Below are 22,028 nucleotides of genomic sequence, written 5' to 3' on the forward strand. Positions count from 1 at the left end.
TCGTGTTCACGGGTGTTTCGGCGATCGCCGCCGGGCATGGCCCGGCGCTACCAGTGGCGGTGATCCGCGCCCAGTTACATCGTATGGGTCGGCTTGTCCGAGCCGGTCAGGCCGGCCAGCAGGGTCTCGATCTTGTGACGCACGCCCTCGCCTTCGGCACCGTCGGCCAGCTGCACGCCGATGCCGGCGGTGCGGTTGCCCTGTGCGCCGGCCGGGGTCACCCAGATCACCTTGCCGGCCACCGGCAGGCGCTCGCTGGAATCGGGCAGGGTCAGCAGCAGGAACACCTCGTCGCCCAGGAAGTAGCGCTTGGGCGTGGGCACGAAGATGCCGCCATTCTTCACGAACGGCATGTACGCGCTGTACAGCGCGGCTTTGTCCTTCACAGCCAGGGACAGGATGCCCTGGCGGGCGTTGCTGGCACTCATCGATTTCCCCTTGCGGCAGGCCGCTCGTTCACCTTGTTCCAGGCCAGCAGCAACTCGACCACCGCAAGGTCTGCACGCACCGTGGTGCGCAGCAGGTCGCGGGTGCGGTTGGCCGCATCGAACCAGGCTGCAAGCTTGTGCAATCGCTCCGGCGTGGTCAAGGCATCGGTGCTGGCCTGGGCCAGCGCCAGGTCGGCGGCAAAGCGCAGGCGCAGCGCCGCGTTGTCATCGGCGCACCACTTCTGCGCCAGCTCCACCGCGCCGGTCTTGCCGGCAGCCAGCTGTTCCAGCTCGCGGCCCACGTCGCGGCGCAGGCTCAGGCCATCTTCGCGCAGCCAGTTGTCGGCCTGGCCGGGGTGGCCGCGCGCGGCGTCCAGCGCTTCGCGCGCCGATGCTTCGCTGTGGCCCTGCTGCTGCAGCCAGGCCAGCGCTTCGTGCTGCGGTGGCAGCTTGAACTCCAGGCGCTGGCAGCGGCTGCGGATGGTCTGCGGCAGGCGCGCCGGGTCGCTGCTGATCAGCCACAGGTAACGGCCGGGCTGCGGCTCTTCCAAGGTCTTCAGCAGCGCATTGGCGGCCGAGCGGTTGATCGCATCGGCCGGATCGACGATCACCACCTGCGCCACGCCGTATTGCGGGGTCAGCGCCAGTTTGTTGGTGATCTCGCGCACCTGCTCGATGACGATCTCGGTGCGCAGCTTGTCGCCACTCTTGTTCGGAATGAAGCTGACCAGCTGCAGGTCCGGATGGGTACCGGCGGCGATCAGCTGGCGCGTGCGCGTGGCATGCGCGGCATCGCCGCGCGCCAGCACGTGGTCGGCCAGGGCCAGCGCCACCTCATGCTTGCCCAGCCCGGCCGGGCCGCAGATCAGCAGGCCATGGCCGAGCCGGTCGGCATCGAGCGCGGCGACGGTCTGGTCGAACGCGCGCTGCTGCCAGGGCGAGAACGTGCTCATGCGGCCTCCCCGTCCTGCAGCCAGCGCTCGACGCACGCGACCACATCGGCCGCCACGCGTTCCTGTACCTGGCCGGCGTCGATCAGCGCAAAGCGCTGCGGGTCCTGCTGCGCGCGGCTGCGGAACACTTCGCGCACGCGCTGGAAGAAATCGTCCTGTTCGCTTTCGATGCGGTCCGGCCACAGGTCGCGGCCATTGGCGCGTGCGCGGCCGACGGCCACGTCCACGTCCAGCAGCAGGGTCAGGCCCGGCAGCAGGCCGACGGCGCGGCGCTCCAGGTCGGCAATCCACTGCGGATCAAGGCCGCGGCCACCGCCCTGGTAGGCGTAGCTGGAATCGGTGAAGCGATCGCTCAGCACATAGGCACCGCGCTGCAGCGCCGGCTGGATCACCTGGCGCACATGCTGCGCGCGTGCGGCGAACACCAGCAGCAGTTCGGCTTCGGCGCTGAGCGGTTCGGCGGCGATCTCGGCATCGGGCTTCAGCACCAGGCCGCGGATGCGCTCGGCCAGCGGCGTACCGCCCGGCTCGCGGGTCAGCACCACCTCATGGCCATGGCTGCGCAGGCAGTCACGGATGGCATTGATGGCGGTGGTCTTGCCTGCGCCCTCGCCGCCTTCCAGGCTGACGAAACGCGGGTGGCGAAGCAGCGCGGGACTCATTGCGCCGGGGTCTCCTTGGTACGTTGCTGGCGCAGCTGCTGCAGGTAGCGGGCCACTGCGGCGTTGTGCTGATCCAGGCTGGGCGAGAACACGTGCGCGCCGCTGCCATCGCCCACGGCGACGAAGTACAGCGCGTCGCCCGGTGCCGGCTGTGCGGCCGCCATCAGCGCATCGCGGCTGGGCATGGCGATCGGGGTCGGGGTCAGGCCGGCACGGGTATAGGTGTTGTAGGGCGTATCGGTGGTCAGGTCGCGGCGGCGGATGTTGCCGTCATACGCAGCACCGATGCCGTAGATCACGGTCGGGTCGGTCTGCAGGCGCATGCCGATCTTCAGGCGGCGCATGAACACGCCGGCAATCTGCGGGCGCTCGCTGGCCAGCGCGGTTTCCTTCTCGATGATCGACGCCATCGTCAGCAGTTCGTAGGGCGTGTTGATCGGCAGGTCCGGCGCGCGGCTTTCCCAGGCCTCGTCCAGTGCCTTTTCCATCGCGGCGTGGGCGCGCTTGAGCACATCGAGGTCGCTGTCGCCGCGCTGGTAGACGTAGGTCTCCGGCAGGAAGCGGCCTTCCGGATGCTGGCCACCGAAACCGAGGCGTTGCATCAGCGCCGCGTCATCAAGATTATCGGTGGTGTGCAGCAGCGGCTCGGCGCGCTTGAGCGCGGCACGCAGCTGGCGGATGTTCCAGCCCTCGATGATCGTGACGCGGTGCTGCAGCACCTTGCCGGCGCGCATGCGCAGCAGCAGCTCGCGCGGGGTCAGGTCAGCGCTGAGCGCGTACTCGCCCACCTTCAGTTTGCCGGCAGCATCGAGCTGGCGCGCCAGCAGCTGCCACTGCGCGTCCTGGCCTTCATCCACACCGGCATCGCGCAGCTTGCGCAGCACGCTGTTCATGCCATCGCCACTGGCGATGACCATGCTCTCGGCGGACGGGGTGATGGGGGCGTCGGCGAACCGGGTCTGCTGGTAGAAGAACCACGCGCCCGCGCCGGCCACGACGGCGGCCAGCACCACCACCAGCGTTACCACGAACAGACACCCGCGCTTGGCTCCCGCCATGGACTACCTCTGAACTCGATTCCGTCGTGCAGGATACCGTGCCGGTGGATTGGGGTCATGACCGGGGTGGCGCCTGCGTGCCGACCAACGGTCGGCACCCACCACAATCCATGCCTGGCGCGGCGATCAGTAGATCCACGCCATGCGTGGATGAACGGCCATGGAGGCCTCGGTGCCGACCAACGGTCGGCACCCACCAACATTCCTGCCCGGCCGGTCGATCACCCCTGCTGGCCCAGCGCGCGCAGCAGGCCGCGGGCCTTGGCGCGGGTCTCGTCCAGTTCCTTGTCCGGGTCCGAATCAACCACGATGCCGGCGCCGGTGCGGAAGCTCACCTCGTAGCCATCCACTTCGGCGGTACGGATCAGGATGTTCAGGTCCAGGTCGCCATCGCGGTTCAGCCAACCGAAGGCGCCGGTATAGGCACCGCGCGGCACCTGCTCCAGCTCCCTGATGATCTGCATGCAGCGCACCTTGGGGCAGCCGGTGATGGTGCCCCCCGGGAACGTGGCGGCGATCACCTCGCCGGGGGTGATTTCCGGGCGCAGGTGGCCGCTGACATTGCTGACGATGTGGTGCACATGGGCGTAGCTCTCCACCGTCATCAGCTCATCGACCACCACGGTGCCGGGCTGGCAGATGCGGCCCAGGTCGTTGCGTTCCAGGTCGATCAGCATCACGTGCTCGGCACGCTCCTTCGGGTGGCCGACCAGCTCCTGGATGCGCGCGGCATCATCGTCCCCCTCGAAGCGCGGTCGCGTGCCGGCAATCGGGCGGGTCTGCGCATGGCCGGCATGCACCGACACCAGCCGCTCCGGCGAGGAACTGACCACATGGCGGCCGTGTGCGCTGAACAGGCCAGCGAACGGCGCCGGGTTGGCACGGCGCAGCTGCGCGTACAGCGCCTGCGGACTGACCGGCGCGGCGAACCGCGCGCTCCAGCGCCGCGACAGGTTCACCTGGAACACATCGCCGGCACGCAGGTACTCGATCACCCGGCGTACGCCGTCGGTGAAGCGCTGCGGCGCATCCTCGCCCACCGACTGCGGCGGCTGCCAGCCCTGCCCGGCTTCGGGCAGCGCGGCCGAGGCCAGTGCCACCAGCGCATCCAGCAACGCCTGCTCGCCGGCTTCAGCGATGACGAAGCTGGCATCGTTGTGGTGGTCGTGCAGCACCGCGGCCGGGCAGCGCAGTGCCAGCGCGGTCGGGCGGCCGTCCTCGCGCGCGCGCGCCGGCAGCACCGGCTCGATCTGGCTGGCCACTTCGTAATCCAGCATCAACGCCCAGCCGCCGCGGAACGGCAGGCTGTGGCTGCCGTCGTGCGGCAGGCGTTCGCGCTGCCAGGCGCGATCCAGCACCTGCAGGAAGCTGCCGGCGTGTACCGCGTCGTGCTGGTCGCGCACCTGGCCATCGGCATCCAGCCGCAGGCTATCGCCCTGCGCGGCCAGCAGCAGGCTCCAGCGGCCCTGGGCGGTGCCCGAGGCGGTGGATTCCATCAGCAGCGGAAAGCGCGCCGGGTCGTGCTGCTGCAGGGCCAGCAGATCGATCGGGTGCGGCAGCGGGTGGATCAGAGGTGCGTGGGTCATGGCAGCCAGTTCGGGAGTTCAGATGCACGGAAGCCGCCTTGCGGCGGCTCCGTAGAACGCGGAGTCGAGCATGGCCCGACGCTACACCTCGGTCAGACGCGCTTGAAGATCAGCGTGCCGTTGGTGCCACCGAAGCCGAAGCCATTCGACATCACCACGTCGACCTTGGCCTGGCGTGCTTCGTTGGGCACGTAGTCCAGGTCGCAGCCTTCGCCCGGCTGCTGCAGGTTGATGGTCGGCGGAATGACGTTGTCCTGCAGCGCCATCACCGAGAAGATCGCTTCCACGCCGCCGGCAGCGCCCAGCAGGTGGCCGGTCATCGACTTGGTGGAGCTGACCATCATCTTGTAGGCGTGGTCGCCGAAGGCGGTCTTCATCGCCATGGTCTCGCCCAGGTCGCCCAGCGGCGTGGAGGTGCCGTGCGCGTTGAGGTAACCGACCTGTTCCGGGGTCACGCCAGCGTCCTTCATGGCCATGACCATGCAGCGGGCGGCGCCTTCGCCGTTCTCGCTCGGTGCGGTCATGTGGTACGCGTCGGAGCTGGCGCCGAAGCCGGCCAGTTCACAATAGATCTTCGCGCCACGTGCCTTGGCGTGCTCGTACTCTTCCAGGATCAGGATGCCGGCGCCGTCGCCCAGCACGAAGCCGTCGCGGTCCTTGTCCCACGGGCGCGAAGCCTGTTCCGGGGCGTCGTTGCGGGTGCTCATGGCCTTCATCGCGCAGAAGCCGCCCAGTGCGGTCGGCGACGAGCCACGCTCGGCACCACCGACCACCATCACGTCGGCATCGCCGTACTGGATCATGCGCATCGCGGTACCGATCGAATGGTTCGAGGTCGCGCATGCCGACACCGCCGAGAACGACGGGCCCTTCAGGCCGGTGATGATGCTCAGCTGGCCCGGCAGCATGTTGATGATGGTCTTGGGCACGTAGAAGGGCGAGATCTTCTTGCCCTCGTGGAACTCGATGGTCTGCTCTTCGATGCCGAGCAGGCCGCCGATGCCGGCGCCGACGATGGCGCCGATGCGCTCGGCATTGGCGTCGGTGATGTCCAGGCCCGAGTCATGCAGGGCCATGAACGAGGCACCGAGGCCGTAATGGATGAACGGGTCCATCTTCTTGGCATCCTTGCCGCTGACCCGGAATTTGCCGAACAGTTCATTGTCGGCGGTGATGTCGAATCCCTTGACCTCACCTGCAATCTTGGTGGTGAACCGATCCAGGTAGGCATCCGCAACGTTGGTCAGCGGACCGATGCCCGAACGACCCTGGGTGATGCCTTCCCAGCTGCTGGCCAGATCATTGCCCAACGGCGAGACGATACCCAGGCCGGTTACGACGACGCGACGCTTCATTGCTGATTCTCCTGACCCGGCTGATTTCAACGGGCAACTCGGTTTGCTTCGGTGTGATGCTCAAACACACGGGGCCGCAACTGCGGCCCCATGGGGTGCGGTGCGCGGCGAGCATGGGCCCGCGCGCGCACTGCCGTCTGACATCAGGCCTTGACGTGGGCCTTGATGTAGTCGATGGCGGCCTGCACGGTGCTGATCTTCTCGGCTTCTTCGTCCGGGATCTCGCACTCGAATTCTTCTTCCAGGGCCATCACCAGCTCAACGGTGTCCAGCGAGTCAGCGCCCAGGTCATCGACGAACGATGCGCTGTTGGTGACTTCTTCTTCCTTGACGCCAAGCTGTTCGACGACGATTTTCTTGACGCGTTCTTCGATGGTGCTCATGGGATCTCGCTCCAGATGGAGTTGTGGTTCAAAAGTGGTCGCCATCAAAGGCGATGGCCGTGGGATAGTGTAGTGGAAACCGGCGCGGCCTTGCATTGCAGCAAAAACCTTCGCAGATCAACCACTTGCGGCGCAATCCCTGCGCCCCTTGCTTACGGCATGTACATGCCGCCGTTCACATGGAGGGTTTCGCCGGTGATGTAACCGGCAGCCGGGCCGGCCAGGAAGGCCACCGCATGGGCGATGTCTTCCGGCGAACCCAGGCGTTCGAGGGCGATGTCGTTGATCAGCGCGGTACGCGCTTCTTCCGGCAACGCCTTGGTCATGTCGGTGTCGATGAAGCCAGGTGCGACAACATTGACGGTGACACCGCGCGAACCGATTTCCTTGGCCAGCGACTTGCTGAAGCCGATGATGCCGGCCTTGGCCGCGGCGTAGTTGGCCTGGCCGGCATTGCCGGTCACGCCCACCACCGATGCGATGTTGATGATGCGCCCCTTGCGCGCCTTCATCATGCCGCGCATCACCGCCTTGCTGGTGCGGAACACGCTGGTCAGGTTGGTGTCGATGATCGACGCCCAGTCCTCGTCCTTCATGCGCATCAGCAGGTTGTCGCGGGTGATGCCAGCGTTGTTGACCAGGATCGAGATCGGGCCGAATTCCTTGGCGATGTCCGCCAGCACGGCATCCAACGCGGCAGCGTCGGTGACGTTCAGCGCGCGGCCGTGACCGCCGTGGGCGGCCAGGCGCTCACCGATCGCGGCAGCGCCGGATTCAGTGGTGGCGGTGCCGATGACGGTGGCGCCCTGGGCGGCCAGCAGATCGGCGATGGCGGCACCAATGCCACGGCTGGCGCCGGTGACCAGTGCGATTTCACCCTGCAGGGGCTTGCTCATGATGTTTTCCTCAGGCTGGGACGGCCGCCGCACCCGTGCCGCTTGCAGCGGCCACCGGTACAGTCGGCAGGAACAGGGAAATCAGGCCGACCATGCCTCACGGGCGGCTTCGAAGTCGCCCGGCGTGGCCAGCGAACGGCCATCGATGGCCTTGTCGATGCGCTTGACCAGGCCGGTCAGCACCTTGCCCGGGCCGCACTCGGCGATCTGGGTGATGCCACGGGCGGCCAGCGCCTGCACGCACCCGGTCCACTGCACCGGCTGGTACAGCTGCTGGACCAGCGCGGTACGGATCGCGTCAATGCCGTCATGAACCTGGGCGTCGACGTTCTGCACCACCGGCAGCTGCGGCGCCTGCCAGGACAGGCCGGCCATCACTTCGGCCAGGCGGTTGGCGGCTTCGCGCATGAGCGGGGTGTGCGAGGGCACGCTGACGGCCAGCTTCACGGCCTTTCGCACGCCCTTTTCGGCCAGCAGCGCCAGCGCACGGTCAACCGCATCGGCGTCGCCACCGATCACGATCTGGCCCGGCGAATTGAAGTTGGCCGGCACCACCACCTGGCTGCCTGCGGCTTCGGCGCAGACGTCCAGCACCAGCTGGTCTTCGGCGCCGAGCACGGCGGCCATGGCGCCGACACCGGCCGGTGCGGCTTCCTGCATCAGCTGGCCGCGCAGGCGCACCAGGTGCGCACCGTCATGCAGGCTCAGCGCGCCCGCCGCGACCAGGGTGGTGTACTCGCCCAGGCTGTGGCCGGCCAGCACCGACGGGCGCGGACCGCCCACGGCGTTCCAGGCGCGCCACACGCCGATGCTCGCGGCCAGCAGGGCCGGCTGGGTATATTCGGTACGGTTGAGCATTTCCTCCGGGCCGCCCTGGGACAGCGCCCACAGGTCGACGCCGGCACCATCGGATGCCTCGGTGAAGGCTTCACGCACCTGCGGGTGCAGTTCGGCCAGCTCGGCCACCATGCCCACAGACTGCGAGCCCTGGCCGGGGAAGACAAAAGCGAGGGTGGATACGGTCACGCGGTCATCCGCTTGTTGCAATCGAAGCGGGCCATGATAAGGGGGAACATGCCGTGTCGTCTGTACGTGCGCGTATGCACGCGTATGGTGGGCGGCCGGGCAAGCGCAACGGGGTCAGATCCCTTTTCCGCAGGAAAAGGGATCTGACCCCTATCAGCCATCAGCAGAACAGCTGCAGGACGTCCAGATCGCCGTCGGCGAGGAAATCCACGCACAGGCCCACCAGCATCAGCACGCCGGCAGTGCTGGCGCCGTGGGCAATGAAGATCGAATGGGCCAGCGCGCGCGCCGAGCGACCCAGCTTCATGCAGACCCGGGCCAGGCTGCGCAGGCGGCCACTGACCGCATGCACGTGCTCGCGCACAGGCTCCTGAACGTCGCCCATCGCTTCGGCCATCATCGCCTGCAGGTGCTCGGGGCGGTCGGCGTAGTACTTGGCCACGCCATAGCCGAACATCAGCCAGTCGCGGGCCTGCGCTTCGGACAGGTCCATCACTTCCAGCGGATCTTCCTCGAAGTCGATGAAGCCGACCTTCTCGCCATCCCAGGTGAGGTTGCGCGGCAACGGCTGGCCAAAATAGGCACCACGGGCATGCGCTTCGGCAATGGCCTGCATCGCCGCCATCACCAGCCGATCGCGACCGGTCTCGTCGGCTTCGCGCAGACAGGTATTGAACGAGCTGCCGTTGTCACCGATCACCAGGGCGGCATGGCCGGTGCCCAGGACGTCAGGCACGTTCACACCCTGCGCCTGCAGTTCCGCGAGGCGGCGGGCTTCGGTTTCGCGTGCGGCGTCGCCACCGCGGTGCGGTGGCGGGCGCAGGGCATCGAGATGGAAACGGCGGGCAACAAAATTGAGCAGGCCCAGGGCCATTGCTCGGCTTCCCTTGCCGTACTGCTTCAGCCAGGCACGTTGCCCTTCGATGACGATGGGCTCAACCATGACAGGTCCTCCTTAAACGCGTTACGGCCCCAGAGGGGCCGCAACGACAAAGCTTCACATTGTCGTAACTTGCACTATCAATAGCGCAACAGGGCCGAACCCCAGGTGAAGCCGCCGCCAAAGGCTTCCAGCAGGAGCAGCTGGCCGCGCTCGACCTTGCCCGAACGCACGGCGGCGTCCAGCGCCAGCGGCACCGAGCCGGACGAGGTGTTGCCGTGCTTGTCGACGGTCACCACGACCTGGTCCATCGACATGTCCAGGCGCTTGGCGGTGGCTTCGATGATGCGCAGGTTGGCCTGGTGCGGGATCAGCCAATCCAGGTCGGACTTATCCAGGCCGTTGGCGGCCAGGGTCTCGTCCACGACCGAGTCCAGCGCCTTGACGGCGTACTTGAACACGTCGTTGCCCTTCATGTTGATGGTGCCGCCACCGTTGGCGCCGTCCTTGAAGCCGGTCGAAACGCCAACCGGGTTCCACAGCAGCTCCTTCTTGCTGCCATCGGCATGCAGGTGGGTGCTGAGGATGCCGGTGTCTTCGTCGGCCTTGAGCACGACAGCGCCGGCGCCATCGCCGAACAGAACGCAGGTGGTGCGATCGTTCCAGTCGACCATGCGGGTCAGCGTTTCGGTGCCGATCACCAGCACGTGCTTGCAGTCGCCGGAGCGGATGAACTTGTCGGCCACGCCCAGCGCGAACACGAAGCCCGAACAGGCCGCGTTGACGTCGAAGGCGGGGCACCCGGCCACACCGAGCTTGGCCTGGATCAGGCACGCGGTGGACGGGAAAATGAGATCAGGCGTGGTCGTGCCGACCACGATCATGTCGAGCTGCGAGGCATCGATGCCTGCGGCTTCAAGCGCGCGCAGGGCGGCGTTGTAGCCAAGGTCGCTGGTGGTTTCGCCTTCGGCCGCGATGTGCCGTTCACGAATTCCGGTGCGCGACTGGATCCACTCATCCGAGGTTTCGACCATTTTTTCCAGGTCGGCGTTGGTCAGGACTTTTTCCGGCAAATAGCTACCGGTGCCCGCGATCCTCGAATAGATCCGCTTGCTCATCATGTTTCCTGTTGCGCGGGCCGCCGATCACCGGCACGCCCGGGAAAGAAGGCAAAGGCCGCTGCCCGGAGGCAGCGGCCTTCCCGGCACATCAATCTTCTTCGACGGCCGAGGTCTTGGTCTGGATGACCTTCTTGCCGCGGTAGAAACCGTCGGCAGTGATGTGGTGACGCAGGTGCACTTCGCCGGTGGTCGGGTCGGTCGACAGCTGCTTGGCGCTCAGGGCGTCGTGGGCACGACGCATGCCGCGGCGGGACGGGGTGACACGGGATTTCTGCACAGCCATGGGATTGCTCCAAACTCGGTTCGATTTGCTTCGTCGTATCGTCGCGCAGGACGCCAGCGCCCAGCACACTTTCGCTTTCGCCGCAGCCGCCGACGACAATCCGGCTGCTATTGTTTCTTCAGTGCTGCCAACGCCGCAAACGGATTGGCCTTCTTCGTTTCTTCTTCGCTCGGTGCCCAGTCCTTGTCGACTGCCTCACCGTCGGGCGACAGCGGCACAACCGGCACTGCCAGCACCAACTCGTCCTCGACCAGGTCCAACGGACGCAGCTGGCCGTCTTCCGGCACCAGCAACGCCTCGTATTCCTCCGGCAGGGACGATTCCTCGTCCTCGTCGCGGATCAGGCCAAGCCTCTGGGTCACCTTCACCGGCAACAGGAATCGCTGCATGCTGCGCTGACAGGTCAGCGGCAACGCGGTGTCGATGGTCAGTTCCACATAGGATACCCGCAAGACGTCGTCGCGACCGAATTCAAGCGAGTAGACACACTCGCCGTCGGTATCTGCGACCAACCCCTGCAGGCGGGTCAATTCAGCCAGGGAGACCTGACCGTCGAAGCGCCTTCGCGCTACAACCATCCGCCAGGCATCCAGCGTTTCGGGCACGTTCGCGGACATAAGCCGCTGAATACTAAGGATCGCGCCGCCCGCTGTCAAATGCCCGCCCTACAGGACTTGCCGCTGCCGCCGTGGAGGGGCCAGACTGCCGCGCCCTGCCCCGGTATTGTCACATGTCACTGGTCCTGGCCTCCACCTCCCGCTACCGTCGTGAACTGCTGGAACGGCTGGGCCTGCCCTTCGAATGCGCACGCCCGGACGTGGATGAGACTCCCCTGAATGGGGAAGCTCCGCTGGCCCTGGCCACGCGCCTGGCCGCCGCCAAGTCCGCCGAGGTGGCCGCCCGCTACCCCGGCGCCTGGGTGATCGGCTCGGACCAGGTGGCCGATCTGAACGGCCAGCCGCTGGGCAAGCCGGGCACGTTCGAGGCGGCCTGTGCGCAGCTGGCGGCGATGTCCGGGCAGACGGTGCGCTTTCACACGGCGATCAGTCTCAGGCGGGATGGAGAATCCCTCGCCGCCCTGGACCTGACCGAAGTGCGCTTCCGCGAGCTGGACCCGCAGGAGATCACGCGCTATGTCGCCGCCGAGCAGCCACTGGACTGCGCCGGCAGCTTCAAGTGCGAGGGCCTGGGCATCAGCCTGTTCGAGGCAATCGACAACCGCGACCCGACCGCGCTGGTCGGCCTGCCACTGATCGCGCTGTGCGGCCTGCTGCGCCAGGCGGGGTTCGCAGTGCCCTGAACTGTAGAGCCGAGGCCCATGCTCGGCTGTCCTTTTTGTAGCGTCGAGCCATGCTCGACCGTCTTTGGAGAAGCAGTCGAGCATGGCTCGACGCTACGAAAGCAGAAGCCTCAACGAACCTCGAACGGCTGCTCCTGCCACGCCTCCACACTGCCGTCGCGCCCGTGCAGGCGCAGGCCAAGCCAATGCCGGCCCGGCGCCAGCGTGGTGGTATCCAGCGATGCGTCGAAGCCCACCGCCGGATGCTGCGGATCGGTGCTGTCCGGCCAGGCCTGGCGGATGTCGAACACGCGCCCGTAGCGCGCATCACCGATCGAACGGCCATCGACCAGCACTTCGATGCGCGCCAATCCGACGCCATCCTTGAACGCCCAGCCCTTGATGGCGAGCGTTCCGGAGACCTTCTCACCGTTGGACGGCGCATCCAGCCAGGCCATTGCCGGCGTCACGCAGGGCCCCTGCGCGCGCTGCACCGGCAGCCGGAACAGCAGGAAGCGCTGGAAACCATGATCGCTGTTGACCACGCGTGGCGCCGGCAGCGGCCCCACCTGCTCGCAGATGGCGTGATAGCGCGCCAGCAGATCGCGGTAGCGCTGGTCGCTGGGTGACAGCACCAGCAGCATCGGCGCACTGCGCGGGCCTTCGTGCAGCAGGTCCCACTGCGCCAGCTGTGCGGTCCGCCCATGCTTGTCGTTGAGCGGATGTGGCAATACCTCGATATCACCGTTGCCCAGCTGGAAGCCCAGTTCGGCACCGACCTTGAAGTTGCCGGCCAGCACACGCGTGCCCGGCAGCATCTGCCGCAGTTCGTCACGCACCGCCACGGCCAGCGGCTGCCAGCCGGCAAAGTTGCGCGGGTAGTACTTGCTGCCGGCCATCTGCTCGCGCAGCGCCGGCGTGGACGCCATCAGGTAGTAGCCGAAGGCCAGCACGGTGCCTGCAGCCGCCAGCCACCAGCCGGTACGGCGCAGCCAGCGCGGCCAGCCATTGAGGACCACCGGCACGGCCACCAGCAGCGCCAGGTAGCCCGGCAATGGCCAGTGGAAACTGATCCGCTCGACATCGGTGAAGAAGCCCAGCAGGAAGATGCCCAGCGTCGACACGCCGCCCACCAGGCCGAAATAGCGCCACTGCACCCGCGCACCACCACCGCTGCGGGTACCTGCCAGGGCGACCTTCCACATCGCGATGCACAGGATCGGCGTCACCAGCATCGGCTGGATCACCAGGAACCACAGTCCGTCCCATTCGAACGTCCACGGGTGGCGCTCGACCACCTGGAACTTCAGGCCGGCATCATGGTTGTCCGCATTCCAGGCCAGCAACGGCAGCCAGGCCAGTACACCCACCGCCAGCGCCACCCACACGCGCGGGTCGGCCAGCATGCGGCGGCCCTGCGGCAGCGCCAGCAGCGCAATGAAGCCGACACCGATGACGCCAATGAAACGGTAGTGGCTGAGCGCACCGATCAGCAGGCCCAGCGCCAGCTTCATCGCCGACGACGCATCCACGTTGTGCAGCAGGCGCGCACCTGCATGCAGGCAGATCACTGCGGCCAGTGCCATCGGCACATCCGGCACGGCCAGCAGGCCCAGCGTGGCCGACAGCGGCATCAGCAGGGTCAGGCTGCCCGCCTGCCACCCTGCGACGTTGCCAAACCAGCGTGTGGCGATGCGCACCACCAGCAACGGCAGCAGCGCACCGATGGCCAGGAACGGCAGGCGCAATGCCAGCACATGATGGCCACCGATCTCCACGCCCAGGCGTGCGAGCCACGCCGTCAGCCCCGGCAGGTCGGAATAGGCAGCGGCCAGGTGCTGGCCTTCCTGCCAATAGAACGCCTCATCGACGAACAGCGGCAGGCGCGCAGCCACCACCAGCTTGGCCGCTGTGATCAGCGTCCATAACCAGAGAAATATTGTCCGCGCGCGCTGTTCGCCTTGCATTGCTCTATGGATAATCGAATGGATTCCAGACCTGAGACGATCATGCCAGCCTCGTCCCCCAATCCCAGCATGCTAACCGATCAACTGCGCCAGGCCCTGCGGGAGGCACAGGATCAGGTGAACGCACTGGTGCTGGGCAAGGTGCCGGAAGTCAGGCTGGCCTTTGTCGCCCTGCTTTCCGGCGGCCACCTGCTCATCGAGGATCTGCCCGGCCTGGGCAAGACCACGCTGGCGCATGCACTGGCCAGCAGCCTCGGCCTCAGCTTCCAGCGCGTGCAGTTCACCTCCGACCTGTTGCCGGCCGATGTGCTCGGCGTGTCGGTGTACGAGGCCGGCAGCCGCCAGTTCCAGTTCCACCCCGGCCCGGTGTTCACCCATGTGCTGCTGGCCGATGAGATCAACCGCGCGCCACCGCGCACGCAGAGCGCGTTGCTGGAAGCGATGGCCGAGCAGCAGGTCACCCTGGATGGACAGACGCATCCGCTGCCCGACCCGTTCTTCGTGATCGCCACGCAGAACCCGGTCGATCTGTCCGGCACCTTCCCGTTGCCGGATTCTCAGCTGGATCGTTTCCTGCTGCGGCTGGCGATGGGCTACCCGAGCGCGCAGGCCGAGCGCGAGCTGCTGCGTGGCAGTGATCGCCGCGACCTGATCGCGCGCGCGGTGCCGAAGCTGGACGACACCCAGGTGCGTACGCTGCGTGAAGCAGTTGGCCAGGTGCATGCCAGCGACGCGCTGATCGACTACGTGCAGGCACTGTTGACCCGCAGCCGCCAGCATGCCGGCGTACGCGTGGGCCTGTCGCCGCGTGCCGGGCTGGCCCTGCTGCGCGCGGCCAAGGCGCATGCGCTGCTGCTCGGCCGCGGGCATGTGGTGCCCGAAGACGTGCAGACCCTGTTCGTGGCGGTGGCCGGTCATCGCCTGGTGGCGGAGGCCGAATCCAGCTCCGGGCCTGCACTGGCGCGGGCGATCCTGCAGACCGTCGCGGTGGACTGAAGGTGGCCACACGCTGGGCACGCATGCAGCTGCTGGCACGCCCACGCAGGCCCGAAGCCTTGCCGCAGCGGCTGGACCGCCATCGCATCTATGTACTGCCGACCCGCTTCGGCCTGTTCGTCGCCACGCTGCTGTCGGCGATGCTGCTGGGCGCATTGAACTACAACAACAACCCGGCCCTGCTGCTGGCCCTGTTGCTGGCCGCAGCGGCGATCGCCAGCGCCATCGCTGCGCACCTGCAGCTGTCCGGCATACAGATCGATGCAATCTCCGCCGAACCGGTTCCAGCGGGGCATCCCCTGCGCCTGCGCGTGGACCTGTCGCTGCGCGACCCGCGCGCGCGCCATGGGCTGCACCTGCAGCTGGGCGCAAGCGAGGCCTGGGTCGCACTGCCTGCACACGGCCGCGGCGAAGTGGAGCTGGATGTCCCCAGCGAGCGCCGCGGCTGGCTGGAACTGCCCCGCATCCGCCTGTCGAGCACGCAGCCGCTGGGGCTGGTGCGGGCATGGTCGTGGGTGTGGCCGGAGCAGCCGCTGCTGGTCTATCCACTGGCCGAGGCACTGGCACCTCCGCTTCCGGAAAGTGGCAGCGATCCACTGCACACCCGCGCCCACGCCAGTGGCGAGGAGCTGCACCAGCTGCGCCCCTATCGTGCCGGCGACGCCCCGCGCAGCATTGCCTGGAAACACTCGGCACGCCGCGACAGCCTGCTGGTACGCGAGTACGAAAAACCGATCGGCATCGAAGTGGTGCTGGACTGGCGCGCGCTGGCACCGCTGGGCCATGAAGCGCGCATCGCGCGGCTGGCACGCTGGGTCGACATGGCCGAGCGCGAAGGCCGACGCTACACACTGCAGCTTCCGGCCCATCCACCGTTCGGGCCCGGCCAGGGCGCCAGCCACCACCACCTGTGCCTGCGCGCACTGGCGCTGATGCCCCATGACTGAGCCTGCCGTCCTGCTCGATCGCAACGCACGCAGCTGGACCCTGGCCAGCGCAGCGCTGGCGCTGCTGCCACTCCTGCTGCAGCTGCCGCCGGTGCTGGCCATCGTGATCGCGATCGCCGCCGTGCTGACCGCTGCGCTTTCCCGGCGGCGCGTGCTGCCGATGCCGGTGCGCCTGCTGCTGGTGCTGGCCATGCTCGCCACCATCGTCTGGCAGATGGGCATGGTGCGGCCGGGCCGTGATACCGGTTGTGCGCTGCTGGCGGCGATGCTGGCAATCAAATCCAGCGAACTGCGCAACCTGCGCGACGCGCGCAGCCTGCTGGGATTCGCGCTGTTCTCGCCGTTCGCGGCCTTCCTGCTCGACCAGGGACCACTGACCACCGGACTGGCGGCGCTGGCCGCGGTTGCCGCACTGCTGGCGCTGCAACGCCTGGCCCAGGACGAGGGCCACAGCCCTCGCCTGCCGCTGCGCGGGCAACTGCGTGGTGTCGGCCGACTGCTGGGCATCGGCCTGCCGCTGGCTCTGGCCTGCTTCTGGCTGTTCCCGCGCTTGTCCGCGCCGCTGTGGGGCGTACCCGAACGAGCGGTGGGTACACCCGGCCTGGCTGACAGCATGGCGCCTGACCAATGGCTGGACCTGATGGCCGACGACACCCCGGCGCTGCGCGTGCAGTTCTTCGGCGCGGTGCCCGAGCCCGCACAGCGCTACTGGCGCGGTCCGGTGCTGACGTCCTTCGATGGCCACCGCTGGAGCCGCGATCGCGCGACGGCCCGGCGCCCGGCCCCGGTGGTCGAAGCCGCCGCACAGGGATGGGACTACCAGATCGACTACGAGCCCACCGACCGTCGCCTGCTGGTGGCCCTGGACCTGCCCAGCCGCGCACCGGAGGGCAGCAGCTTCGATGCGGACATGAGCCTGCGCAGCGACCGCACGCTGTCCGCGCTCAGCCGCTGGCGGTTGCATTCGGCACCTCCGCAACGGTTCGACACCGATCTGTCGCCCTACCTGCGCCGCGCCGCGTTGCAGCTTCCGCCCGGCTTCAATCCGCGCACCGCCCAACTGGCACAGCAATGGCGGCAGGAGGCCGGCAATGATGACGAGGCCATCGTCCGCCGTGCGCTGCAATGGATCACCCGCGACTTCTCCTACACGCTGGAAACGCCGGTGGCGGGACGGGATCCGGTCGACGATTTCCTGTTCAACTACAAGGCAGGCTTCTGCCAGCACTTCAGCTCGGCCTTCGTGGTGCTGATGCGCAACGCCGGCATTCCGGCCCGGGTGGTGACCGGCTTCGCGGGCGGCACCCGCAACCGCATCGGCGACTACTGGGTGGTGCGGCGCATGGATGCCCACGCCTGGGCCGAAGTCTGGCTGCCGCAGCGCGGCTGGGTCCGGGTCGACCCGACTGCGGCCGTGGCACCGGAACGCATCCTGGACACGCTGGACGACCGCCTGCAGGCCGGCACGGAGACCCCGCTGCAACAGCGCTGGCTGCAGCTGGGGCAGATGGGTGACTGGCTGCGCCGCGGCTGGAACGACCTGGTGCTGTCCTTCGACGCACGCCGCCAGCAGCAACTGCTCAAGCCGTTCGGGCTGGATGATCTCGGGCCGGCGCAGCTGGTGACCGGCTTCGTGGTCGCGGCGCTGCTGGCACTGGCGTGGATGGCCTGGCTGCTGGCCCGCGGCGAGCGCGAGCGCGACCCGCTGCTGCGCGCCTGGCACCGGCTGGGGCAGCGCTATGCACGCCTTGGCCTGGCCCGCGAACCCAACGAGACAGCATGCGACTGGTCACGGCGGGTACACGCCCAGCGCCCCGACCCCGCCCTGCTGGCACTCAGCCAGCGTTTCGCCGACGCGCGTTACGCTGGAACTTGCACCGACCTCGCTTCATTATTGCGGGACCTGCGCAGGCATCGCCCGACTTCCGGAGCCTCCCCATGAACACCAAGTTCCTCCTCACCGCTGTGGCCACGCTGGCCCTGTCGGCCTGCGCCACGGCCCCCAAGCCGCTGCAGGGACAGTTCAGCCTGGTCTCCCCGCGCGACTCGGTCGCCACCCAGCAGGTCGGCACGCCGGTCCGTTGGGGCGGTCGCATCATCGAAACCAAGCCCGGCCAGGGCGAGACCTGCTTCCAGATGATCTCGCGCCCGCTCAACGCCAGCGGCCGCCCGAACACTACCTCGTCCGACGCCAGCGACGGCCGCTTCATCGCCTGCCGCGCCGGTTTCTACGACCCGGCCGTGTTTGAAGCCGGCCGCGACGTGACCTTCATCGGCAAGATCGACGGCTACCAGAACACCCGCATCGGTGAGTACGACTACCGCCTGCCGAAGCTGTCGGCCGATGTGATCTACCTGTGGCCGGAACAGCGCCAGGTCGATGTGGTGCCCTACCCCTATGGCCCGTGGGGCCCGGGCCCGTATGGCCCGTACTGGGGTGGTTACGGCCGTTGGGGCTGGTGGTGATCGCCATCCGCCATGCGTGATCGAAAAAGGCCGCCTTCGGGCGGCCTTTTTTCATCCACGCATCGCGTGGATCCACTGCGGGCAATGATGGATGCCGGGCGCTCAGCGCCCCGGCGTACCGAAATGCCCCAGCGGCGCACCCGCCAGCAGGTGCATGTGGATGTGGAACACGGTCTGCCCGGCATGCTCGCGGCAGTTCATCACGATGCGGTAGCCATCCTGCGCGAAGCCTTCGCGGCGCGCATACTCGGCGGCGGCCAGGGCCAGCTTGCCGATCAGGTGCGCCTGCGATGGCTGCAGGTCGTCCAGGGTCGGGATGATCTCGTTCTTCGGAATGAACAGTACGTGCACCGGCGCCTGCGGTGCGATGTCCTTGAAGCCCAGCACCTCGTCGTCCTCGTAGACGATGGTGGCCGGGATCTCGCGACGGATGATCTTGCTGAAGAGGGTTTCGTTGCTCATGGTCGGCCTCGGCGGGATGTCTTGCGCATTGTAGGCCGGACACGCCGGGCGCTGCCCGGACAGCGCTCAGTCGCGGAATTCGCTGCGCGTGCCGAACGCGTGTGACAGCGTGCCGCGGTCAACGTATTCGAGTTCGCCACCGAGCGGCAGGCCCTGCGCCAGCCGGCTGGGCTGCACCTTGCGCGCGCGCGCCAGCTGCGCCAGGTAGTGCGCGGTGGCTTCGCCTTCGACGGTGGCACTGGTGGCGATGATCAGCTCCTGCACCTCGCCTTCGGCCAGCCGTTGCTCCAGCTGCTCCAGGCCCAGCTCGCGCGGGCCGATGCCATCGAGCGGCGACAGCCGGCCCTGCAGCACGAAGTAGACACCGCGGAAGCCGGTGGCGTTCTCGATGGCCAGGCGGTCGGCCGGCGATTCGACCACGCACAGCTGGCTGCGCTCGCGGCTGCTGTTGGCACAGGTCGGGCACAGCTCGGTTTCGCTGAAGTCGCGGCATTGCGCACAGTGGCCGATGCGCTCCACCGCCAACGCCAGGGCTTCGGACAGTCGCTGGCCACCTTCGCGCTCGCGCTCGAGCAGGTGGTAGGCCATGCGCTGTGCGGTCTTCTGGCCGACGCCAGGCAGCACCCGCAGTGCGTCGATCAATTGTTCAAGCAGGGGTGCGGACACGGCTTCATGCTTTCATGGCGTCGAGCAGGCTCGACAGCTACGTGTAGAGCCGAGCCATGCTCGACTGAGGGTTGCAGCGGGCACCTGCAGCGACAGGCGCCCCGCCACGAATCAGAACGGCAGTTTCATGCCCGGCGGCAGCTGCATGCCGGCGGTGGCCGAACCCATCTTCGACTTCGACTCGGCATCGATCTTGTTCGAGGCATCGTTGAAGGCGGCCGCGATCAGGTCTTCCAGCATTTCCGGGTCACTGGCCAGCGACGGGTCGATACGCACCTTGCGGCATTCCTTGGCGCCGGTCAGGGTCACGCTGACCATGCCGCCACCGGCACTGCCGGTCACTTCGATCTTGGCGATTTCTTCCTGGGCCTTCTGCAGGTTTTCCTGCATCTTCTGGGCCTGCTGCATCAGTTGGGCGATATTGCCGCGCATAGTGTCTTACTCGTCAAAAGAACGGATGGAATCGGAAACAACCCGTGCGCCGTGCTGTTGGATCAGCACCTGCACTTCCGGGTCGTCCATGAAAACAGCCTCTGCCACCTGCTGCCGCTCGCCACGCTGGCGGTCGGCCCGCTGATGCAGGGTCTCGGCCGGAACGTGCTCGGTTTCCACGGTCTCGACCACGATCTTCGGCGCCTGGCCGAGGGCCTTCTGCAGCATCTCGCCCAGGGCAGCCAGCGCGCGCTCCGAGCGCAGGTATTCAAATCCGGGCGAAAGGCCCAGTTTCAAGGTCCCGTGCTGGCAGCTGATGAACGCGGCATTGGCGGCCAGTTGCCGCGAGGGGCCGCTCAGGCCGCTGTTGGCGACCAGATCCAGCCAGTCTTCGGCAGTGGCCAGCTCGCTGACACCTTCCTGCGGCGCGGCAGCACGCGCCGGGGCCAGTTCAGCATGTTCGGCCGGCGCAATGGCAATGCCTTCGGCGCGGAACGGGCGCTCGGGCGGCGCAGGCTCGCTGGGAGCCGCGACGGGAGCCGGCGGTTCGTGCCAGGGCGCGACCATGGCGGCGTCCGGGCCGGACATCTCGGCCGCCAACGCCTCGTCACGCGCCTCGGCTTCGTCAGTGGCCCACGGCGGCAGGTCGTCGCTTGCCTCTGCAGTGACGGCAGGCGCCGGCGTCTCTGCCGCGGCCTTCACTGGCGGCGGCGACACGGGCTCTTCCACCGGAACCGGCTTGGGCTCAGGCGTCGGATCCGGTTCCGGTTGCGGGGCCGGCTCGGGTTCGGGTTCAGGTTCTCGCGGCGCAGCCTGCACCGGCGCGGCGACCTGCGCCGCCACGGCCGGGCTGGCCGAAGCGGCGGCAGCGGCCGGCGTCGTGTCGTGGCTACCGGTACCGGCGCCACCACCGCCAGCGTTGCCGCCCGGCGCGCCGCCCACCGCACCGTCGACGGCCTTCGGCACCGGCGGTACCGCTGCGGCCGGACGGAACGCCAGCATGCGCAGCACCGCCATTTCAAAGCCGGCGCGCGGGCTCGGTGCCAGCGGCAGGTCGCGGCGGCCATTCAGGGCCATCTGGTACCAGAGCTGCACCACTTCCGGGCGCAGGCGCTCGGCGAATGCCGCGACATCCAGGCCTTCCGCGGCGGCGGCGCCCGGCACCAGTTGCTGCACCTGGATGCGGTGCAGCCCTTCGGCCAGCGCTTCCAGCACACCACTCCAGTCCGGCGAGAACTCAGCCAGCGCGGCCACCACCTGCAGCAGGCGCGGGCCATCGCCCTCGGCCAGCGCATCCAGCATCGCCGCCACCTGGGTGCGGTCCACGGTACCCAGCATGGTGCGCACCACGTCCTCGCGCAGCGCGCCGCCGGCATAGGCGATCGCCTGGTCCAGCAGCGACAGGCCATCGCGCAGGCTGCCATCGGCGGCCTTGGCCAGCTGCACGATGGCGCTGCCGTCGGCCTCGATCTCTTCCGCCGCCAGGATGCGGGTCATCTGGCCCTGGATCTGGTCTTCATCCAGGCGCTTGAGGTTGAACTGCAGGCAGCGGCTGAGCACGGTGACCGGCAGCTTCTGCGGATCGGTGGTGGCCAGCAGGAACTTCACATGTTCCGGCGGTTCTTCCAGCGTCTTCAGCAGCGCGTTGAACGCCGCCTTGGACAGCATGTGCACTTCGTCGATCAGGTAGACCTTGTACTTGCCGCGCGAGGGCATGTACTGCGCGTTCTCGATCACCTCGCGCACGTCATCCACGCCGGTGTTGGACGCGGCGTCGATTTCCAGCAGGTCGATGTAGCGGCCGGCGTCGATGTCCAGGCAGGCCGCGCACTGGCCGCACGGATCGGCGCTGGTGCCCTGCTCGCAGTTCAGCGACTTGGCGAAGATGCGCGCGATGGTGGTCTTGCCCACGCCGCGGGTGCCGGTGAACAGGAACGCGTGGTGGACCCGGCCGCTGTCCAGCGCATTGCTGAGCGCACGGACCACGTGTTCCTGGCCCACCAGCTCGGCGAAACGCTTCGGACGCCACTTGCGGGCAAGGACGAGATAGGACATCAGGCCACCGTTTTCCATCGGATGTTCCATTGTGCCATGCCTGTCCAGCCCCCTCGCCAACAATGCCCCTGGATGCGACCCGGAACTGGGTGCTTGTGTCCGGCCGCGCCGCCCGCTAGAATCTGCG

At 67.8% G+C, this 22,028-nt stretch carries 23 protein-coding genes; 5 read left to right on the plus strand and 18 right to left on the minus strand.

Annotated features, from left to right (window positions below):
* Positions 1-74: 74 nt before the first annotated feature.
* From DFO63_RS13960 to DFO63_RS14020, 13 genes are all read right to left on the minus strand, one after another.
* Positions 75-428 carry a PilZ domain-containing protein gene (locus DFO63_RS13960; protein WP_005412452.1) on the minus strand — a complete coding sequence of 118 codons (354 nt, stop codon included), beginning with the start codon at positions 426-428 and terminating at the stop codon, positions 75-77.
* Complete coding sequence (locus DFO63_RS13965) at positions 425-1,381, minus strand: DNA polymerase III subunit delta' (protein ID WP_119007214.1); 957 nt, start codon at positions 1,379-1,381, stop codon at positions 425-427. The genes DFO63_RS13960 and DFO63_RS13965 overlap by 4 nt, the downstream gene beginning before the upstream one ends.
* Positions 1,378-2,043, minus strand: coding sequence for a dTMP kinase (gene tmk / locus DFO63_RS13970; RefSeq protein WP_119007215.1), 666 nt, complete (start codon positions 2,041-2,043; stop codon positions 1,378-1,380). Before tmk ends, DFO63_RS13965 begins: the two co-directional genes overlap by 4 nt.
* The gene (gene mltG, locus DFO63_RS13975) at positions 2,040-3,101 is read right to left on the minus strand and encodes an endolytic transglycosylase MltG (protein WP_101765031.1); all 1,062 of its coding nucleotides are present in this window, start codon (positions 3,099-3,101) and stop codon (positions 2,040-2,042) included. Before mltG ends, tmk begins: the two co-directional genes overlap by 4 nt.
* Before the next feature lie 221 nt (positions 3,102-3,322).
* The gene (locus DFO63_RS13980) at positions 3,323-4,687 is read right to left on the minus strand and encodes an aminodeoxychorismate synthase component I (protein WP_119007216.1); all 1,365 of its coding nucleotides are present in this window, start codon (positions 4,685-4,687) and stop codon (positions 3,323-3,325) included.
* A gap of 92 nt (positions 4,688-4,779) precedes the next feature.
* Entirely contained in the window at positions 4,780-6,042 is a 1,263-nt protein-coding gene (gene fabF, locus DFO63_RS13985; RefSeq protein ID WP_014036191.1) for a beta-ketoacyl-ACP synthase II, read from the minus strand.
* A gap of 143 nt (positions 6,043-6,185) precedes the next feature.
* Positions 6,186-6,425: an acyl carrier protein gene (gene acpP / locus DFO63_RS13990; protein WP_005415509.1), complete on the minus strand. Its 240-nt coding sequence runs from the start codon at positions 6,423-6,425 to the stop codon at positions 6,186-6,188.
* Positions 6,426-6,577: 152 nt separating this feature from the next.
* Entirely contained in the window at positions 6,578-7,321 is a 744-nt protein-coding gene (fabG, locus tag DFO63_RS13995) for a 3-oxoacyl-ACP reductase FabG (protein ID WP_049421577.1), read from the minus strand.
* An 81-nt stretch (positions 7,322-7,402) separates the two neighbouring features.
* Positions 7,403-8,347 carry an ACP S-malonyltransferase gene (gene fabD, locus DFO63_RS14000; protein WP_119007217.1) on the minus strand — a complete coding sequence of 315 codons (945 nt, stop codon included), beginning with the start codon at positions 8,345-8,347 and terminating at the stop codon, positions 7,403-7,405.
* A 160-nt stretch (positions 8,348-8,507) separates the two neighbouring features.
* Positions 8,508-9,290 carry a serine/threonine protein phosphatase gene (locus DFO63_RS14005; RefSeq protein WP_119007218.1) on the minus strand — a complete coding sequence of 261 codons (783 nt, stop codon included), beginning with the start codon at positions 9,288-9,290 and terminating at the stop codon, positions 8,508-8,510.
* A 77-nt stretch (positions 9,291-9,367) separates the two neighbouring features.
* The gene (locus tag DFO63_RS14010; RefSeq protein WP_049443384.1) at positions 9,368-10,345 is read right to left on the minus strand and encodes a beta-ketoacyl-ACP synthase III; all 978 of its coding nucleotides are present in this window, start codon (positions 10,343-10,345) and stop codon (positions 9,368-9,370) included.
* A 91-nt stretch (positions 10,346-10,436) separates the two neighbouring features.
* Entirely contained in the window at positions 10,437-10,631 is a 195-nt protein-coding gene (gene rpmF, locus DFO63_RS14015; RefSeq protein ID WP_004154640.1) for a 50S ribosomal protein L32, read from the minus strand.
* A 107-nt stretch (positions 10,632-10,738) separates the two neighbouring features.
* The gene (locus DFO63_RS14020) at positions 10,739-11,248 is read right to left on the minus strand and encodes a YceD family protein (RefSeq protein WP_049404889.1); all 510 of its coding nucleotides are present in this window, start codon (positions 11,246-11,248) and stop codon (positions 10,739-10,741) included.
* A gap of 113 nt (positions 11,249-11,361) precedes the next feature.
* Here DFO63_RS14020 and DFO63_RS14025 point away from each other — a divergent pair, with 113 nt between their 5' ends.
* Positions 11,362-11,931 (plus strand): Maf family nucleotide pyrophosphatase, encoded by a 570-nt coding sequence (locus DFO63_RS14025; protein ID WP_119007219.1) that lies wholly within the window; start codon positions 11,362-11,364, stop codon positions 11,929-11,931.
* Positions 11,932-12,041: 110 nt separating this feature from the next.
* Here DFO63_RS14025 and DFO63_RS14030 read toward each other — a convergent pair whose 3' ends face one another.
* The gene (locus DFO63_RS14030; protein ID WP_119007220.1) at positions 12,042-13,877 is read right to left on the minus strand and encodes a glycosyltransferase family 39 protein; all 1,836 of its coding nucleotides are present in this window, start codon (positions 13,875-13,877) and stop codon (positions 12,042-12,044) included.
* 42 nt (positions 13,878-13,919) lie between these two features.
* Here DFO63_RS14030 and DFO63_RS14035 point away from each other — a divergent pair, with 42 nt between their 5' ends.
* From DFO63_RS14035 to DFO63_RS14050, 4 genes are read left to right on the plus strand one after another with little or no spacing between them, the layout of a single operon-like run.
* Positions 13,920-14,873 (plus strand): MoxR family ATPase, encoded by a 954-nt coding sequence (locus DFO63_RS14035; RefSeq protein ID WP_119007221.1) that lies wholly within the window; start codon positions 13,920-13,922, stop codon positions 14,871-14,873.
* 23 nt (positions 14,874-14,896) lie between these two features.
* A complete protein-coding gene (locus DFO63_RS14040) occupies positions 14,897-15,820 on the plus strand; it encodes a DUF58 domain-containing protein (RefSeq protein ID WP_049443428.1) in 924 nt (307 codons plus the stop codon).
* Complete coding sequence (locus DFO63_RS14045; protein WP_119007222.1) at positions 15,813-17,762, plus strand: DUF3488 and transglutaminase-like domain-containing protein; 1,950 nt, start codon at positions 15,813-15,815, stop codon at positions 17,760-17,762. The genes DFO63_RS14040 and DFO63_RS14045 overlap by 8 nt, the downstream gene beginning before the upstream one ends.
* Positions 17,759-18,286, plus strand: coding sequence for a Slp family lipoprotein (locus DFO63_RS14050; protein WP_014036182.1), 528 nt, complete (start codon positions 17,759-17,761; stop codon positions 18,284-18,286). The genes DFO63_RS14045 and DFO63_RS14050 overlap by 4 nt, the downstream gene beginning before the upstream one ends.
* 102 nt (positions 18,287-18,388) lie before the next feature.
* Here DFO63_RS14050 and DFO63_RS14055 read toward each other — a convergent pair whose 3' ends face one another.
* From DFO63_RS14055 to dnaX, 4 genes are all read right to left on the minus strand, one after another.
* On the minus strand, positions 18,389-18,748 hold the full coding sequence (locus tag DFO63_RS14055; protein WP_014036181.1) for a histidine triad nucleotide-binding protein: 360 nt from the start codon (positions 18,746-18,748) through the stop codon (positions 18,389-18,391).
* Between the two features lie 66 nt (positions 18,749-18,814).
* The gene (gene recR, locus DFO63_RS14060; protein ID WP_049443379.1) at positions 18,815-19,414 is read right to left on the minus strand and encodes a recombination mediator RecR; all 600 of its coding nucleotides are present in this window, start codon (positions 19,412-19,414) and stop codon (positions 18,815-18,817) included.
* A gap of 111 nt (positions 19,415-19,525) precedes the next feature.
* Positions 19,526-19,846, minus strand: coding sequence for a YbaB/EbfC family nucleoid-associated protein (locus DFO63_RS14065; protein ID WP_004154630.1), 321 nt, complete (start codon positions 19,844-19,846; stop codon positions 19,526-19,528).
* A gap of 6 nt (positions 19,847-19,852) precedes the next feature.
* A complete protein-coding gene (gene dnaX, locus DFO63_RS14070) occupies positions 19,853-21,919 on the minus strand; it encodes a DNA polymerase III subunit gamma/tau (RefSeq protein WP_119007223.1) in 2,067 nt (688 codons plus the stop codon).
* Between the last annotated feature and the right edge of the window lie 109 nt (positions 21,920-22,028).

Source organism: Stenotrophomonas sp. AG209, from assembly GCF_003550055.1.
In the GTDB taxonomy this organism is placed as follows: Bacteria; Pseudomonadota; Gammaproteobacteria; order Xanthomonadales; family Xanthomonadaceae; genus Stenotrophomonas.